At 70.0% G+C, this 16,460-nt stretch carries 13 protein-coding genes and 1 tRNA gene; 10 read left to right on the forward strand and 4 right to left on the reverse strand.

The window, feature by feature from the left end:
- Positions 1–11: 11 nt before the first annotated feature.
- From ABIC25_RS05285 to ABIC25_RS05300, 4 genes are all read left to right on the forward strand, one after another.
- Positions 12–1,538: an MFS transporter gene (locus ABIC25_RS05285; RefSeq protein WP_004021139.1), complete on the forward strand. Its 1,527-nt coding sequence runs from the start codon at positions 12–14 to the stop codon at positions 1,536–1,538.
- A gap of 79 nt (positions 1,539–1,617) precedes the next feature.
- A complete protein-coding gene (locus tag ABIC25_RS05290) occupies positions 1,618–2,808 on the forward strand; it encodes an exonuclease SbcCD subunit D (RefSeq protein WP_239403673.1) in 1,191 nt (396 codons plus the stop codon).
- Positions 2,805–5,789 carry an AAA family ATPase gene (locus tag ABIC25_RS05295; RefSeq protein ID WP_354560297.1) on the forward strand — a complete coding sequence of 995 codons (2,985 nt, stop codon included), beginning with the start codon at positions 2,805–2,807 and terminating at the stop codon, positions 5,787–5,789. Before ABIC25_RS05290 ends, ABIC25_RS05295 begins: the two co-directional genes overlap by 4 nt.
- A 56-nt stretch (positions 5,790–5,845) precedes the next feature.
- Positions 5,846–5,921: transfer RNA gene (locus ABIC25_RS05300), tRNA-Arg, on the forward strand.
- Between the two features lie 121 nt (positions 5,922–6,042).
- On the opposite strand, the gene ABIC25_RS05305 is transcribed toward ABIC25_RS05300, so the two are convergent.
- A complete protein-coding gene (locus tag ABIC25_RS05305) occupies positions 6,043–6,411 on the reverse strand; it encodes a VOC family protein (RefSeq protein WP_354560299.1) in 369 nt (122 codons plus the stop codon).
- A gap of 140 nt (positions 6,412–6,551) precedes the next feature.
- Here ABIC25_RS05305 and ABIC25_RS05310 point away from each other — a divergent pair, with 140 nt between their 5' ends.
- Complete coding sequence (locus ABIC25_RS05310; protein ID WP_354560300.1) at positions 6,552–7,442, forward strand: alpha/beta hydrolase; 891 nt, start codon at positions 6,552–6,554, stop codon at positions 7,440–7,442.
- Between the two features lie 15 nt (positions 7,443–7,457).
- On the opposite strand, the gene ABIC25_RS05315 is transcribed toward ABIC25_RS05310, so the two are convergent.
- The 3 genes from ABIC25_RS05315 to ABIC25_RS05325 all read right to left on the reverse strand — a co-directional run bounded on the left by ABIC25_RS05315 (position 7,458) and on the right by ABIC25_RS05325 (position 9,746).
- Positions 7,458–7,886 (reverse strand): SAM-dependent methyltransferase, encoded by a 429-nt coding sequence (locus tag ABIC25_RS05315; RefSeq protein WP_239403669.1) that lies wholly within the window; start codon positions 7,884–7,886, stop codon positions 7,458–7,460.
- An 80-nt stretch (positions 7,887–7,966) separates the two neighbouring features.
- Positions 7,967–8,845 carry a DUF305 domain-containing protein gene (locus ABIC25_RS05320; RefSeq protein ID WP_354560302.1) on the reverse strand — a complete coding sequence of 293 codons (879 nt, stop codon included), beginning with the start codon at positions 8,843–8,845 and terminating at the stop codon, positions 7,967–7,969.
- Between the two features lie 76 nt (positions 8,846–8,921).
- Positions 8,922–9,746: a thioredoxin-like domain-containing protein gene (locus tag ABIC25_RS05325; protein WP_033205431.1), complete on the reverse strand. Its 825-nt coding sequence runs from the start codon at positions 9,744–9,746 to the stop codon at positions 8,922–8,924.
- Between the two features lie 149 nt (positions 9,747–9,895).
- Between ABIC25_RS05325 and argS the strand changes: the two genes are divergently transcribed.
- From argS to thrB, 5 genes are read left to right on the forward strand one after another with little or no spacing between them, the layout of a single operon-like run.
- Complete coding sequence (gene argS, locus ABIC25_RS05330; RefSeq protein ID WP_354560303.1) at positions 9,896–11,548, forward strand: arginine--tRNA ligase; 1,653 nt, start codon at positions 9,896–9,898, stop codon at positions 11,546–11,548.
- A complete protein-coding gene (lysA, locus tag ABIC25_RS05335; RefSeq protein WP_354560305.1) occupies positions 11,545–12,966 on the forward strand; it encodes a diaminopimelate decarboxylase in 1,422 nt (473 codons plus the stop codon). The genes argS and lysA overlap by 4 nt, the downstream gene beginning before the upstream one ends.
- A complete protein-coding gene (locus ABIC25_RS05340; RefSeq protein WP_064571526.1) occupies positions 12,963–14,303 on the forward strand; it encodes a homoserine dehydrogenase in 1,341 nt (446 codons plus the stop codon). Before lysA ends, ABIC25_RS05340 begins: the two co-directional genes overlap by 4 nt.
- Positions 14,296–15,381: a threonine synthase gene (gene thrC / locus ABIC25_RS05345; RefSeq protein WP_004021239.1), complete on the forward strand. Its 1,086-nt coding sequence runs from the start codon at positions 14,296–14,298 to the stop codon at positions 15,379–15,381. Before ABIC25_RS05340 ends, thrC begins: the two co-directional genes overlap by 8 nt.
- Positions 15,362–16,372, forward strand: a complete 1,011-nt coding sequence (gene thrB, locus ABIC25_RS05350; protein ID WP_064571525.1) for a homoserine kinase — start codon at positions 15,362–15,364, stop codon at positions 16,370–16,372. The genes thrC and thrB overlap by 20 nt, the downstream gene beginning before the upstream one ends.
- Positions 16,373–16,460: the final 88 nt, after the last annotated feature.

The following is a 16,460-nucleotide window of genomic DNA, read 5'->3' on the forward strand; positions in this document are numbered from 1 at the left end:
GCATCGGGAAAATGCGATCGAGCGACGCCACCCGCGGCGAGAACGCGGGTACCGACGAGATGGTCACCACCCGGCCGTGGGCCGCGATGCTGGCGCTCTGTGTGGGCTTCTTCATGATCCTCGTCGACATGACGATCGTGGCCGTGGCCCAGCCGCGAATCCAGGCCGATCTCGACACAAACGTCAACGGCGTCGTCTGGGTCACCAGTGCGTACCTGCTCACCTACGCGGTGCCGCTGCTGATCACCGGCAGGCTGGGTGACAAGTTCGGTCCCAAGACGATGTACCAGATCGGTCTCGCGGTCTTCACCGTGGCGAGTCTCTGGTGCGGGTTGTCGTCGTCGATCGGGGAGCTGATCGGCGCGCGCGCACTCCAGGGTGTCGGCGCGGCGCTCATCACCCCGCAGACGATGGCACTGATCACGCGCATCTTCCCGGCCGAGAAGCGCGGCGCCGCAATGGGTGTGTGGGGCACCGTCGCCGGCGTCGCGACCCTCGTCGGACCGCTGCTCGGCGGTGTCCTGACCGACGCATTCGGCTGGGAGTGGATCTTCTTCATCAACCTGCCGGTCGGCGTCGTCGGTCTCGTCCTCGCCGCGATCCTCGTCCCACGGGTCGGGACCAACGACCACCAGTTCGACTGGATCGGCGTCGCGCTGTCCGCCGTCGGTCTGTCCGCGCTGGTCTTCGGCATCCAGGAGGGGGAGACCTTCGCCTGGGATGCCTGGATCTGGCTGCTCATCGTCGGTGGTCTGGTGGTCCTCGGGGTCTTCGTCTACTGGCAGTCCCGGATCCGCACGGAGCCGCTGGTCCCGCTGTCGCTGTTCCGCGACCGCAACTTCTCGCTGTCGACCATCGGCATCGCCTCGATGGGTTTCGCGGTGTCCGCGATGATGATCCCGCTGACCTTCTTCCTCCAGCTCGTCGGCGGGATGTCGCCGACCGAGTCGGCGGTGGTCCTGGTGCCGATGGCCGTGCTGACCGGTGTCCTGGCCCCGTTCGTCGGGCGGATGGTCGACCGCGTGCACCCGCGCACGATCGTGTCCTCGGCATTGCTGCTGAACGCGATCGCGATCGCGTGGCTGGGCTTCGTGGCGCGTCCGGAGACCCCGGTCTGGCTGATCGTCGTCCCGCTGTGCCTCATGGGTGTGGCCTCGGCCGGAATCTGGGCGCCGCTGGCGGCGACGGCCACCCGCAACCTGCCGTGGCATCAGGCCGGTGCCGGTGCGGGCGTGTACAACACACTGCGGGTCATCGGCTCGGTGCTGGGTTCGGCGATGATCGGCGCGCTCCTGCAGACCCGGCTCGCGGCCGAGCTGCCCGGGGTCGACGCCGAGAACGCGCAGGACGGCGCGGCGGGCCAGCTGCCGGAGTTCCTCCGCGAGGGTTTCGCCGCCGCGATGGGACAGTCGCTGTACCTACCCGCGGCCGCGCTGCTGATCGGCGTCGTCGCGACGTTCTTCTTCGTGCGCCCCGCGCACCAGACCGTTCCACCCCAGGTCGTCGATCCACACGCGGTGGCCACCGACGCCCGGTAGCCGACCGCCGTCCCGGGGTCCGGGCGCCGGCGAGCGCGCGTCCCACGATCTGTCGGGACCCGACCGTAAGGTTGCGCCCATGCGGATCGTGCACACCTCCGACTGGCACCTGGGCCGGACGTTCCACGGGGTCGAGCTCCTCGCCGACCAGCGCCGCGCGCTGACCCACCTGGCCGAGCTCGTCGCGGCGGAGTCGGCCGACGCCGTCATCGTCGCCGGGGACGTCTACGACCGGTCTGTCCCGTCCGCGGACGCGGTGCGGGTGTACGACGAGGGCCTGGCCGAGATCGCCGCTGCGGGAGCGCAGATCGTCGTCACCTCGGGCAATCACGATTCACCCACCCGGCTCGGCGCCGGATCGGGGTTCGCGGCGGCCGGCGGCCTGCACCTGCGGACCTCGATCGCCGACATCGACCGGCCGGTCCTGCTCGCCGACGCCCACGGCGACGTCGCGATCTACGGCATCCCGTATCTCGAACCCGACACCGCGCGCCGCCACCTCGGGGTCGAGTCGGCCGGCGGCCACACCGCGGTGCTCGACGCCGCCATGACGCGGGTCCGCACCGACCTCGCCGCGCGCCGCGCCCGGTCCGTGGTGGTGGCGCATGCCTTCGTCAGCGGGGCCGCCGCCTCCGGGTCGGAGCGCTCGATCAGCGTCGGCGGTGTCGAAACCGTTCCCGCCGAGACGTTCTCCGGGGCAGACTACGTGGCACTCGGTCATCTGCACTCGCCGCAGCGCGTCACCGACACCGTCCGGTACAGCGGGTCGTTGCTGCCGTACTCCTTCGGCGAGCGAACCCATCGCAAGGCCGCCCTGGTGATCGACCTCGACGCCGACGGTGTCGCGGAGGTTCGTCCGCACGAGCTGCCCGTCGTTCGCGAACTGAGCTCCCTCACCGGCGTTCTCGGCGATCTGCTGACTGATCAGCAGTACGACGCGGCGCAGGACCACTACGTCGAGGTGACGCTGACCGACCCGGTCCGCCCCACCGATGCGATGCGACGCCTGCGTGAGCGTTTCCCGTTCGCCGTCCACGTGCAGTGGGAGCGTCCGCATTCCGGCTCCGGGGTCGACTACCGGTCCCGTGTGCGTGGGCGGAGCGACGCCGAGATCGTCGCCTCGTTCATCTCCGACGTGCGCGATGAGCCGACGAAGGGGGAGCGGGTGCTCCTCGAGCGGGCACTGCGCGCCGTGGTCGGCGAGCCCGAATCCGACGCCGCCGAACTGACTCTCTTCGACATCGAGGCGATCGTCGCGGAATCCGCATGAGGTTGCATCGCTTGCGCATCCGCGCGTTCGGCCCCTTTGCCGACGAGATCACCGTCGACTTCGACGACCTCGGCGGCGACGGACTGTTCCTGTTGCACGGCCAGACCGGTGCGGGTAAGACGACGGTGCTCGACGCCGTGGCCTTCGCGTTGTTCGGGCGGGTCCCTGGCGTGCGTGACGTCAATCGGCGACTGCATTCGGATCACGCGGCGGCCGACGAGATCCCGGAGGTCGAACTGGAGGCGACCATCGCGTCCCGTCGTCTGCGGATCACGCGGTCGCCCGAGCACGAGCGACCCAAGAAGCGCGGGAACGGCACCCGTAAGGTGAACGCCCGGGCGACGCTGATGTGGGTGGACGGGTCAGGTCCCGACCTGACCCGTATCCCCGAGATCGGTGACGCGGTGGTCCGGCTGCTCGGGATGAGTGCCGACCAGTTCTTCCAGGTGGTGCTGCTGCCCCAGGGCGACTTCGCACGGTTCCTGCGCGCGCACTCCGATGAGCGGGAAGCGTTGCTGGAGAGGCTGTTCGACACCGAACGTTTCGGTGATCTGGAGGAGTGGCTGCGCGAGCGGGCCCGCGAGAGCGCGGCCAGGCTGACCGAGCAGACCGCGGTGCTCGACCGGATCGCCGGCCAGATCGTGGCGGTCGGTGGTGCCGACCCGGCCGCCGAGCCAGACTTCGACTGGGCGCAGGAGTGTCTCGAGCGTGCCCGGGCGGTCGCGGAGCGCACGCTCGCGGAATCGACTGCGGCACAGGCTGCGGCGGACCAGGCGCAGGCCGCCCACGAGAGCGGGAGCCGGCTCGTGGAGCTGCGACGCCGGGGGCGTGCGGCCACCGAGCGTCTGGCCCGGCTCGCCGACGGGGAGCAGTCGCTGGCGGCCGCCGCGCACGCTCGCCGGCTCGCGCTGCGGGCGGCGCCGATCGTGCCGCTCGCCGACGACTCCGACCGGGTGGCGCGCGAACTCTCGGCCGCCGAACAGTCCGTTGCCGCTGCGCGTGCCGAACTGTGCCGGATGCCCGAGGGCGAGATCCTGTGTGCCGTCGAGCCGGACGCGGACCTCGACGAGCGCCTGGACGCCGCGATCGACCGCTGGACCGAGGAATCGGGTCGATGGGAACCCCTCGCCCAGCGGGTTGCGCAGCGGCCGGCACTGGTCGCCGAGATAGATGCACTCGACACGGCCCTCGCCGACGCCGATCGCCGGGTCGCCCAGACGCGGGAGTCGCTCGAGGCCGCACCGGGTCGGCGTGCCGAGGCCGCCGACGCGCTCCAGGCAGCCGGAGACCTGCGCATACAGGCCCCGAAGCTGCGGGCCGAGCGTGACGCACTGCGACGGGTCCGCGACGCCCTGACCGACCGGGACGAGGTCCTCGTGCGGCTCGCCGCCGCCGACAAGGAGCTGCTCGGCGCACGCGACGCGCATACCGACGCCCGGGAGCGGGTGCTCGACGCCCGGGAACGCCGCCTCGCCGGGATGGCCGTGGAACTGGCAGGCGAGCTCGTCGACGGAGAGCCGTGCGTCGTCTGCGGTTCGGTTGCGCACCCGCAGCCGGCAACGGATGTCGCCGCCTCGCTCGAGACGGCCACCGACGAGGAGGAGGCGACCGCAGCCGAGGAGCGGGCGAGTGCGATCAAGGCCATCGCGCAATCCGCGGTGGCCGCGCTCGGCGAACGCCGCGCCCATCTCGACGCCGTCATCGGCGGTGCCGACGCCGCGACCGTCGATGCCGACCTCACCCGTGTGAGTGCCGAACTCGCGGCGGCGGAGCGTGCCGCGTCTCGACTTCCCGCACTGCAGAAGGCCGTCGACCGGATCGACGCCGAGATCGATGCGTGGCGCACCGTCATCGCCGACACCGAGGCGGGACAGTCGGCGCGTCGCGAGCGCGTGAACTCCTTGCGCGAGAACCTCACCGAGCTCGACGCGGCAGTCCGCGAAGCGACCGGTGGGCGCGGCGGGGTCGCCGAGCGGCGACGTGAACTCGCCGACCTGGTCCGCCGCGCACGTCGGTTGCGCGACGCCCGCCAGGAGGCCGCGCGAACACGGGATCGGGTGGCCGAGGCGACCGACCGGTTGTCCGCTGCCTGCGCCGGCGCGGGATTCGACGACGTCACGGCGGTTCGGGCGGCGTTCGCCCCGGATACCCGCATCGCCGCGTGGGACGCGATGCTGCAGGAGGCGGCGAGTCTGCGCGCCGCCGCGGAGGAGACCCTCGCCGACGACGATGTGCGGGCTGCGATGACGGCTCCCGAGCCGGACCTCGACCGCCTCACCGCCGATCGCGATGCCGCGCGCCGCCGCCTCGACACCGCGTCGAAGGCACACGCCGTGGCCGGTCGGCAGGCGGCGGGGCTCGAGGAGTTCGTCACCCAGTTCTGGGCGGCCCTCGACGCCCTGGCGCCGATGCGGGACCGTCACGCCGAACTCCAGGGACTGGCCGAGCTGGTCAGTGGGCGAGGCCAGAATGCGCGCCGGATGTCCCTGCGGTCGTACGTGCTGGCCGCGCGCCTCGATGAAGTGCTCGTCGCCGCGTCCGGACGGTTGCGTGAGATGTCCTCGGGCCGTTACGAGTTCGTCCACACCGACGCCGCGGGTGTCCGGGGCCGGCGCGGCGGCCTGGGCATCGAGGTGCGCGACGAGTACACCGGTGCACTCCGGGCGACGACGACCCTGTCCGGCGGGGAGACGTTCTTCGCATCGCTCGCTCTCGCACTCGGCCTCGCCGACGTCGTCTCCGCGGAGTCGGGCGGACGCGTGCTCGACACCATCTTCATCGACGAGGGATTCGGCACCCTCGACCCCGAGGCGCTCGACCTCGTGATGGGTGTTCTCGACGACCTCCGGACCGGTGGGCGTGTCGTCGGCGTGGTGAGTCATGTCGACGAACTCCGGGCACGAATCCCGGCCCAACTGCATGTCCTGCGCGGTGAGCACGGGTCGTCGGTGCGGGTGCAGAGCCCCCTCGGCGTGTCGTGAGCTGCCCGATTGGGACGCCGGTGGAACAGTGCGCTACGCTGAGTCCCGCCCGATGAGCCCCCGTAGCTCAGGGGATAGAGCGTCTGCCTCCGGAGCAGAAGGCCGCAGGTTCGAATCCTGCCGGGGGCACCATTTCCGCAGAAGCGCCACCTGGGATCAGAAGCGCCGGTGACAACCGGCGCACTTGGCCTCGAGTGGCGCTTTTGCTTTCGTCAAACTCTCCGGCATTGTCGAGCCGACCCGGACGACCACCTCACAGATACGGCTCGGTGAGCATCTCCAGCAACTGCCCGGACGGGTCCTTGAAATACACCCGGCGGCCCTCCTCGGTCGAGATCTCGCCGGGTCGTCGCATCTGCGGATCGGCCCAGTGTTCGATGCCTTGACGACACAAAGCGTCGTACCCGCGATCGAAGTCGGCGTCGTCCATGAGAAAGGCCATGTGTATGGGCTCCGCGACCGGTGCCGGTGCGAACTGCAACAGCGTGTCGTCGTCGAGAAGGATGTTCACGAACGGACCCCAGTTGGGGGCCGGCCGCGCGCCGAGTACGTCGAGGTAGAAGTCGGCGGATTCCTGCGGATCGTGCGCGCCGATGATGATGTGGTTGAAACTGACTGGCATGACGAAACTTTCGTCCCGGCGCCTCCATGCCTGACGCGGTCCGCCACCGGCACGCGACGCTGGGGCAGAGCTTGCCACAGTCTCTCCGGAATCGCCACAATCCGGCGCGCGGGCGCCGACTGGGCGAATAGTCTCCATCTGTGCTGATCCGCTGGAGAATTCGCAATGACTTCGCTCCCGACCTCCGCCGGGTCGCCCTGATCGCGCCCGCACAGCTCGTGTCACGACGCACGCTCCCTGTCGTCCGTCGGCTGTACCGGGTCCGCAACGGACGGGCGCCGGTCACCACCGCGACGACGCCGAGCGGGGTCGCGATGCGCGTGTTCCGTCCGGCACACTCCTCGGGACGGCTACCCGCACTCCTGTGGATTCATGGCGGCGGTTACGTCACCGGCAGTGCCGCGCAGGACGATCGCTGGGCGCGGGCGATGGCCGAACGTGCCGGCATCGAGGTGGTCACGGTGGATTACCGTCTGGCTCCGGAACATCCGTACCCCGCGGCGATCGAGGACTGTCTCGACGCACTGCGGTGGATGACGGACCAGCCGGACACCGACACCACCCGGATCGCGATCGGCGGCAACAGTGCCGGCGGGGGACTGGCGGCGGCACTGGCCTTCCGGGCGCGCGATGACGGGGTGGCGGTGCGGTTGCAGCTGTTGACCTACCCGATGCTCGACGACCGCACACGCGAACCCGATCCGCACCATCGCCTCTGGAACGCCTCGGCCAACGCCTTCGGATGGTCCAGCTATCTGGGCGACGCCGACACCCGCGAGGCGGTCCCGGCGCGGCGTACGGACCTCGCGGGGTTGCCGCCCGCGTGGATCGGTGTCGGCACCCTCGACCTGTTCGCCACCGAGGACCGCGACTATGCCGAGCGGCTTCGCGCGGCAGGGGTCGAGTGCCAGGTCGACGTGATACCCGGCGCATTTCACGGATTCGACATCGTCGCGCCCCGGACGGCGACCGCGCAGGACTTCTTCGCCCGTCAGTGCGAGGCCGTCAGACGCGCTCTCGCGCACGACTGACCGGACCGGGCCGCCTCAGCCCGTCGGCAAGTCGATGCGCCGCAATGGGTCTCCCTCGTCGACGAACAGCATTCCGCCCGGACGCAGGGCCCGGGCCACGGCCCGCACGGCCGCGTCGTAGAGACCGGGGTGTCGCCCGTCGAGAGCGCCGACCCGCAGCGCGAACGCCAGGTCGAACGGAATGCGATCGCCGAGGACGAAGTCCTCGACCGCGCTGCACTCGACGTCGAACCGGTCGGGAGCGAGCCCATCGGCGATCGCCGACCGACGAGCGGCGCTCACGGCCCGCGTCGACCGGTCGACACCCAGCACGAAACCGGACGGACCGACACGCCGCGCCACCTCGCGTGCGGCCGCCCCGGGTCCACAACCGATCTCGAGCACGCGCAGACCGGGCGTCAGCGGCAACGCGTCGACGGCGTCGGCGAGGCGTGGGGAGAGCATGGTCCCAGTATCGTTCGTCGGGCGCGCGGACGGCCCGACCGAAGTTGCTCAGTGCACGGCGCGGACGGGTAGGTCGCCGCTCAGTTCATCGGAAGCGGTTGCGCGCCACGCAGTGCCAGCATCTGGGTGATGATGGCGATCTCCTTGTCCTGGGTTCGCTTCATGCTCGACGCCAGGTCACGGACATAGGCCTGATCGACGTTGGCCGGGTCGGCGGCGTACTCCATCATGTGCAGGCCGCCCTCGTGGTGGCGCAGCATCAGCTGCAGGAACCTGATGTCGACCTCGGGACCCCGCATCGCACGGAACTGTTCCATCTCCGTCGACGTCGCCATGCCCGGCATCGCGGGCTGTTCTGCTGCGTCGGAGTCCGCGCCACCTGCTGCGGGCGCCCCGGACGCCGGCATCGTCATGTCGCCGTGGTCCATGCTGCCGTGGTCGCCGTCCCCGTGGTCCATGTTGCCGTGATCATGGCCGCCCTCGGTGTGATCCGCGGGATCGGAATGGTCGTGTCCGGAGTCCGAGTCCCCGTGGCCCATCCACGCCATGGTCGCGCCGGGATTGGTGACGGGCTGCCCCCAGCGCGACAGCCATGACTGCATCTGGCCGATCTCGTTGCTCTGGGCGGTGAGGATGTCGAACGCCATGCTCCGCACCTCGGGGTCGGTGCCGTGCTCGAGTTCGATCGCCGCGAGTTCCACACCCTGCTCGTGATGGCGGGTCATGTCCTGGGCGAAACCGACGGCCGCCGAATTCGCCGCGGGCGAGTCCTCACCGGTGGAGTCGTCGGCGAGGCTGGCCTGGATGAGAAGGCCGAGACCGACGCCGAAGAGCAGGAGGGCGGCCCCACCCAGAGCGAGCAGGATTCGAGGGCGCGACGATGTCTCCGCGGTGTGCTCGGGAGCCTCGGGTGTCGGTGTCTCGTCCGGGGTGTGCGGACGATCGCTGCTGTCGGTCATCGTTGGGTCCTCGTCGTCTCGTCGGGGCGTCGGGCCCCGGGGAGGTGCCTGGACTGCCGTTCGGGTGTGACCCGCGTCAGCCCGCGGGCATCGGGTTGGCGCTGCCGCCGTTCATCGGAACCGCGTCGGGGCCGGGCTCACCCTGGTCTGCCGGCGGGGGATTCGACGGGTCGAAGCCGGGAATGGCCGTACAGGTCGCCTGGGTCTCCGGGTACGCGGCGGTCTGCGGATTCTCCGGGTAGACGCCGGGCATCATGTTGCGACGCAGCGCGGTGATGAACTGGTTGACGCGGGGGTCGCGGGCGGAGTCCAGCTTGAGCTGGTGCCCCCAGCTCTGCAGCGAGAGCGGCTTGTCGAGCCCGGGATAGGGAGACAGGAACAGGTACTGCTCGCCGCGGACGAGTTGCTTGAGGTAGTCGAGGTCTTCCGGCGAGATGGTGTCCGGGTTGTAGGTGACCCACACCGCGCCGTGCTCCAGAGCGTGGACGGCATTCTCCGAACGCAGCGGGTTCGGGTACACGACGCCGGTGCAGGTCGCCCAGATCTCGTCGTGGGGACCACCGAACGGCGGCGACTGGTCGTAGGCGACGCGCTGCGTGGCGGTGACGTGGCGGGCGGCTTCGTAGTACCGCTTCGTCACACCCGGGATGGCGGCCGCCGGGTCCGGGTTCTGCGGTGTGGGCACGAACTCGGACACCGATTCGACGGCGACATCGTCCTTCTGCTCGGCGCGCTGCTCGTTGAATTTGGGGACGAGATAGATCGCGAGACCCGCGATGAGGCCGATGACCACCACGACGGCGCCGATCAGCATCCAGTCGACCTGCCGTCCCGTCGCCGAGGGAACGGATCCTGCTCGTTTGCGGGACTTGGGGACGTTCGCCCCGGGTTTGCGCGCCATTGACTTCTTTCCTCATCCGACTGCGGGTGCCGGCGGGCGGGCGGAAGGCCCGGCGCGCGCTCGGCGCCCACGAGTGTACTGGTGGGCCCGGTGGGTCGAGCGGGGTGCGATTGTCGGTGATCAGGCGATGGCCAATAGGATGATGTCCTGTGACTCCCGCCGACCTGGCCGCGCTGCTGCGCGCCGTGACCCTGACCGTGGTCCGCGACCGCGGACTGGACGAGAACCTGGTGCCCGACTCCATCGTCGTCGAGCGCCCCCGTCACGCTGACCACGGCGATTACTCCACCAATGTCGCCCTGCAGATGGGCAAGCGACTCGGCGTGAACCCGCGGGAACTCGCGGGTTGGCTGGCGGAGGCCTTCGCCGCCGCGGAGGGCATCGCGAAGACCGACGTCGCGGGTCCGGGATTCGTCAACGTCTGGCTCGGCGCCGCCGCGCAGAACACCGTCGTCGCCGCCGTGCTCGCGCGGGGAGCGGACTACGGGCGCGGAAACGAACTCGCCGGGTCGGTCATCAACCTCGAATTCGTCTCGGCGAACCCGACCGGCCCCATCCATCTCGGCGGTACGCGCTGGGCGGCCGTCGGCGACGCGCTCGGACGCGTCCTGGCCGCCCGCGGTGGAGCGGTCACGCGCGAGTACTACTTCAACGATCACGGCGCCCAGATCGACCGGTTCGCCCGGTCGCTGGAGGCCGCGGCACTGGGCGACCCGACCCCGGAGGACGGCTACGCGGGCGATTACATCGCCGACATCGCCGCGCAGGTCGTCCAGGCGGCCCCCGACGTGCTGTCGCAGCCCGAGGCCGACCGTCTGGAGACGTTCCGTTCGGTCGGCGTGGACCTGATGTTCGCCCACATCAAGCAGAGCCTGCACGACTTCGGTACCGACTTCGACGTCTTCACCCACGAGGACAAGATGTTCGCCACCGGCCTGGTCGACGAGTGCATCGGCGAGCTGAAGGCCAACGGCAACCTCTACGAGAAGGACGGCGCGTGGTGGCTGCGGTCCACCGAGTTCGGTGACGACAAGGACCGCGTCGTCCTCAAGAGCGACGGCAACGCGGCCTACATCGCCGGCGACATCGCCTACTACCGGGACAAGCGCAACCGCGGATTCAACCTGTGCATCTACATGCTCGGGGCCGACCACCACGGCTACATCAGCCGGCTCAAGGCGGCCGCCGCGGCGCTGGGAGACGACCCGGCCACCGTCGAGGTGCTGATCGGCCAGATGGTCAATCTCGTCCGCGAGGGCAAGCCCGTGCGCATGAGCAAGCGTGCGGGCACCGTCATCACCCTCGACGATCTCGTCGATGCGGTGGGGGTCGACGGTGCGCGCTATTCCCTCATCCGCTCGTCCGTCGACGTCAACATCGACATCGACCTCGACCTGCTGACCAAGCAGTCCAACGACAACCCGGTGTACTACGTGCAGTACGCCCACGCGCGGATGTCGGCGCTGGCCCGCAACGCGGCCGACCTGGGCGTCGTGTCGTCGCTGGAACATCTGGACCTTCTCGACGATCCCGCCGAGGGCGAACTGATCCGGACCATCGGCGATTTCGACGACGTCGTCGCGACGGCGGCCACCCTGCGCGAGCCACACCGGGTGTGTCGCTACCTCGAGGTACTCGCCGGCACCTATCACCGCTTCTACGCGAAGTGCCGCGTCCTGCCGCAGGGTGACGAGAAGCCGGCCGACATCCACCGCGCCCGACTCGCCCTGTGCGAGGCCACCCGTCAGGTCCTGGCCAACGGCCTCGGCCTGGTCGGCGTCACCGCACCGGAGCAGATGTGAACGCGCACCCCGCCGGCCCCCGGCACGCCGAACTGCTGGGCGCACCGCATCTCGCCGAGCGCCCGAACGACCCGGCCGTGCTGGCGGAGATCCCCGCGCAGGTGTGGCCGCGCAACGCATCCCGCGACGACTCGGGCGAACTGCGGCTCGCCGGCGTGCCGGTGAGTGAGCTCGCCGAGGAGTTCGGCACCCCCGCGTTCTTCGTCGACGAGGCCGACTTCCGGTCGCGGTGCCGGGACATGATGGCCGCGTTCGGTCCGTACGGACGAGTGCATTATGCGTCGAAGGCGTTCCTGTGCACCGAGATCGCACGGTGGGTCGACGACGAGGGGCTGTCCCTCGACGTCTGCAGCGGCGGCGAGCTCGCGATCGCGCTGCGCGCCGGATTCCCGCCGGAGCGGATTGCGCTGCACGGCAACAACAAGAGCGTCGACGAGTTGCGCGCGGCGGTCGACGCCGGCATCGGGCACGTCGTCCTCGACTCGATGATCGAGATCGAGCGACTCGACGCGGTCGCCCGCGAGCGCGGTGTCGTCGCCGACGTGCTGGTGCGCGTGACCGTCGGTGTCGAGGCGCACACCCACGAGTTCATCTCCACCGCACACGAAGACCAGAAGTTCGGCTTCTCCCTCGCCGGTGGGGTGGCGATGGCGGCCATCCGACGCGTGTTCGCCACCGACAACCTGAGGCTCGTCGGCCTGCACAGCCACATCGGCTCGCAGATCTTCGACATGGACGGCTTCGAACTGGCCGCCCACCGTGTGCTCGGACTGCTACGCGACGTCGTGGGCGAGTTCGGCGTCGAGAAGACCTCCCAGATGTCGATCCTCGACCTCGGTGGGGGACTGGGCATCTCGTACCTCCCCGAGGAGCGTCCGCTGCCGGTCCAGCAGGTGGCGGAGACACTGGCCGCGATCGTCGAACGGGAGTCGGCGGCCGTCGGCCTTCCGATGCCGATCATCGCGGTCGAACCCGGCCGCGCGATCGCGGGTCCGGGTACGGTCACCCTGTATCGCGTCGGCACCGTCAAGGACGTGGAACTCGGCGGTGGGGCCGTCCGACGCTACGTCTCGGTCGACGGCGGTATGAGCGACAACATCCGCACCGTCCTCTACGACGCCGAATACGACGTCCGGCTCGTGTCCCGGGTGTCGCAGGCGCGCGCCGTGGTCTGCCGCGTCGTCGGAAAGCACTGCGAGAGCGGCGACATCGTGATCAAGGACTGCTGGCTGCCCGAGGATCTCGGACCCGGTGACCTGATCGCGGTGGCGGCCACCGGCGCGTACTGCTACTCGATGTCGAGTCGCTACAACATGACCATGAGACCGCCCGTGGTGGCGGTGGCCGACGGGAACGCCCGGCTGCTGCTGCGCCGGGAGACCATCGACGACTTCCTCAGCCTGGAGGTGGGCCTGTGACCGGATCAATGGAGAACACCAGCGGCGCAACCGAGGTCGACCCGCGCACCATCGGTGTCGCGGTGCTCGGCATGGGCAACGTCGGCGCCGAGGTGGTGCGCATCATCACCGACAACGCCGACGATCTGCGTGCGCGCGTCGGGGCACCGGTGGAGATCCGTGGTGTCGCGGTGCGCGATCTGGGACGTCCGCGCAAGATCGCGCAGGACCTGTTGACCGACGATCCGGCATCCCTCGTCGCCCGCGACGACGTCGACATCGTCGTCGAGCTGATGGGTGGCATCGACCCGGCGCGTGGCCTGATCCGGTCCGCGCTCGAGAGCGGCAAGTCCGTGGTCACCGCCAACAAGGCGCTGCTCGCCGAGTACACCGGCGAACTCGCGACCGCCGCGGCCGATGCCAAGGTGGACCTCTACTTCGAGGCCGCCGTCGCCGGTGCCATCCCGGTGATCCGGCCGCTGATGCAGTCGCTGGCCGGCGACACCGTCGAGCGGGTCAACGGAATCGTCAACGGCACCACCAACTTCATCCTGTCGGCGATGGACGAGACCGGCGCCGACTACGCCGACACCCTCGCCGAGGCCGGTCGACTCGGGTACGCCGAAGCCGACCCCACGGCCGATGTCGAGGGTTACGACGCCGCGGCCAAGGCGGCCATCCTCGCCTCGATCGCCTTCCACACCCGGGTGACGGCGGCCGACGTCCACCGCGAGGGCATCTCGTCGGTCACCGCCGCCGACCTGGTCGCGGCCAAGAAGTTCGACTGTACGATCAAGCTGCTCTCGATCTGCGAGCGGGTCCGCGATGCCAGTGGCGCGCAGCGGATCTCAGCGCGCGTGTATCCCGCGCTGATCCCGCTGACCCATCCGCTTGCAACAGTGAACGGCGCGTTCAACGCCGTCGTCGTGGAGGCCGAGAACGCCGGCCGGCTGATGTTCTACGGCCAGGGTGCCGGTGGGTCGCCGACGGCGTCGGCCGTTCTCGGCGACATGGTCATGGCCGCCCGCAACCGCGTCCACGGTGGCCGGGGACCGCTCGAGTCGACCTACGCCTCGCTGCCCGTCGCCCCGATCGACGACGTCTTCACCCGCTACTACATCTCGATGAGGGTGGCGGACCGACCGGGTGTGCTCGCCCAGGTCGCCGGTGAATTCACGAAGCGGTCGGTGAGCATCGCCGCGGTGCGTCAGGAGGGTGCGGGTGACGATGCCCGGCTGATCGTGGTGACCCACCGTGCGCCCGACCGTGCGCAATCGGATTGTGTTGCGGCGCTTGAAGACATGGACGCCGTCATCAAGGTGTCGAGTGTGTTGCGATTGGAAGGTACCGATGACTGAAGCGACTTCTACGCCCGTGCACCGCGCGTGGCCGGGCCTGATCGAGGCATACCGGTCGCGGCTGCCCGTCGGTGACGACTGGAAGGTCGTCACGCTGCTCGAGGGCGGCACCCCGCTGATCAGCGCACCCCACCTGTCGTCGCTGACCGGGTGTGAGGTGTACCTGAAGGTCGAGGGCCTCAACCCGACCGGCTCGTTCAAGGATCGTGGCATGACGATGGCCGTCAGCAACGCGGTCAACAACGGCAAGACCGCCGTCCTGTGCGCCTCGACGGGCAACACCTCGGCGTCGGCCGCCGCGTACGCCACCCGGGCCGGCATCACCTGCGCGGTGCTGATCCCGCAGGGCAAGATCGCGATGGGCAAGCTGGCGCAGGCGGTCATGCACGGCGCCAAGATCATCCAGGTCGAGGGCAACTTCGACGACTGTCTCGAGCTCGCCCGCAAGGCGACGGCGGAGTTCACCGAGATCGAGCTCGTGAACTCGGTGAACCCCGCGCGGATCGAGGGTCAGAAGACCGCCGCGTTCGAGATCGTCGACGTCTTGGGTCGCGCACCCGACGTCCACGCGCTGCCGGTCGGGAACGCGGGCAACATCACCGCGTACTGGAAGGGCTACACCGAGTATCACGCGGATGGTGTCTCGTCGTCGGTGCCGCGCATGCTCGGCGTGCAGGCGGCGGGCGCCGCGCCCCTGGTGAACGGTGCGCCGGTGAAGGAGCCGGAGACCATCGCCACCGCGATCCGCATCGGGTCGCCGGCGAGCTGGAACCAGGCCGTCGCGGCGAAGGACGAGTCGAACGGCCAGTTCCGGGCGGCGACCGACGAAAAGCTGCTCGAGGCCTACCGTCTCGTCGCAGGCAAGGAGGGCGTCTTCGTCGAGCCGGCCTCGGCGGCGAGCGTCGCGGGTCTGCTCGCGGCCAGTGCCGACGGTTGGATCGAGCCCGGATCGACCGTGGTGTGCACGGTGACCGGTAACGGGTTGAAGGACCCCGACACCGCGCTGGCGGGCATCCCGGCGGTCGAGGCCATTCCGGTGGACCCGGTGGCGGTCGCGAATGCTCTCGGTGTCGGCTGACGGGGCCGGGCGTCCGGTTGTCGGATCGGACGCCGACGGTGACGTGACCGGTGCGGAGCCGACCGTGCGCACGGTGCCGGTCGGGCTGTCGGCGCGGGTCCGGGTGCCGGCGTCGAGTGCCAACCTCGGTCCCGGATTCGACTGTCTCGGAATGGCTCTGGGGATCTACGACGAAGTGATCGTCGAGACCGTCCCGGCAGGGGTGACCCTCGAGGTCGAGGGTGAGGGTGCCGGGGACGTGCCGCGCGACGATTCGCATCTCGTCGTCCGCGCCCTGCGCCGTGGTCTGGCACACGCCGGTCTCCGGGCGCCCGGCCTGACGCTGCGCTGTGTCAACCGGATTCCGCACTCGCGAGGTCTCGGGTCGTCCGCCGCCGCGGCGGTGTCGGGGCTGGCCGCTGCGTCCGGCCTCATCTCGGCCGCCGGTCTCGGGCCCGGTCTGTCGCACGACGAACTCGTACAGCTGTCCAGCGAATTCGAGGGACACCCCGACAATGCCGCCGCGAGCGTGCTCGGCTCGGCCGTCGTCACGTGGACCGAATCGGCCGACGGGGTCGCGTCGTACCACGCGCACCGGCTCACGGTGCATCCCGACATCTGCGCGACGGTCTTCATCCCCGACACCGAGTCGTCGACCTCCTTCACCCGCGGACTGTTGCCGGAGGCGGTTCCGCGCGCCGACGCCGTGTTCAACCTGAGCCGCTCGGCCCTCGCCGTGGTCGCCCTGACGGCCGACCCGCGCAATCTCATGGCCGCGTCGCAGGATCGACTCCATCAGCCCTACCGCGCCTCGGCGATGGCGCCGACGAGTGACCTCGTGACCGCGCTGCGGGCGAGGGGACACGCCGCGACGGTGTCCGGGGCCGGACCGACCGTCCTCGTACTCGGAACGTCGCCGGTGCCGGCGGACATCCGTCAGCTTGCTCAGGGCCTCGGATTCGACGCCCGGTCGGTGGCAGTCGCCGGCGGAGTCGAGATCTCCGTCGGCTGACGCCTTCTCCACCGGTGGATCCCCGCCGGCCGTCGCGCGCTCGTTTGGCGCTTCCGGCGTGTTGCCCCTATCATGCGAACGGGGTTAC

The organism is Gordonia sp. PvP123 (assembly GCF_040547295.1).
Classification (GTDB): Bacteria; Actinomycetota; Actinomycetes; order Mycobacteriales; family Mycobacteriaceae; genus Gordonia; species Gordonia terrae.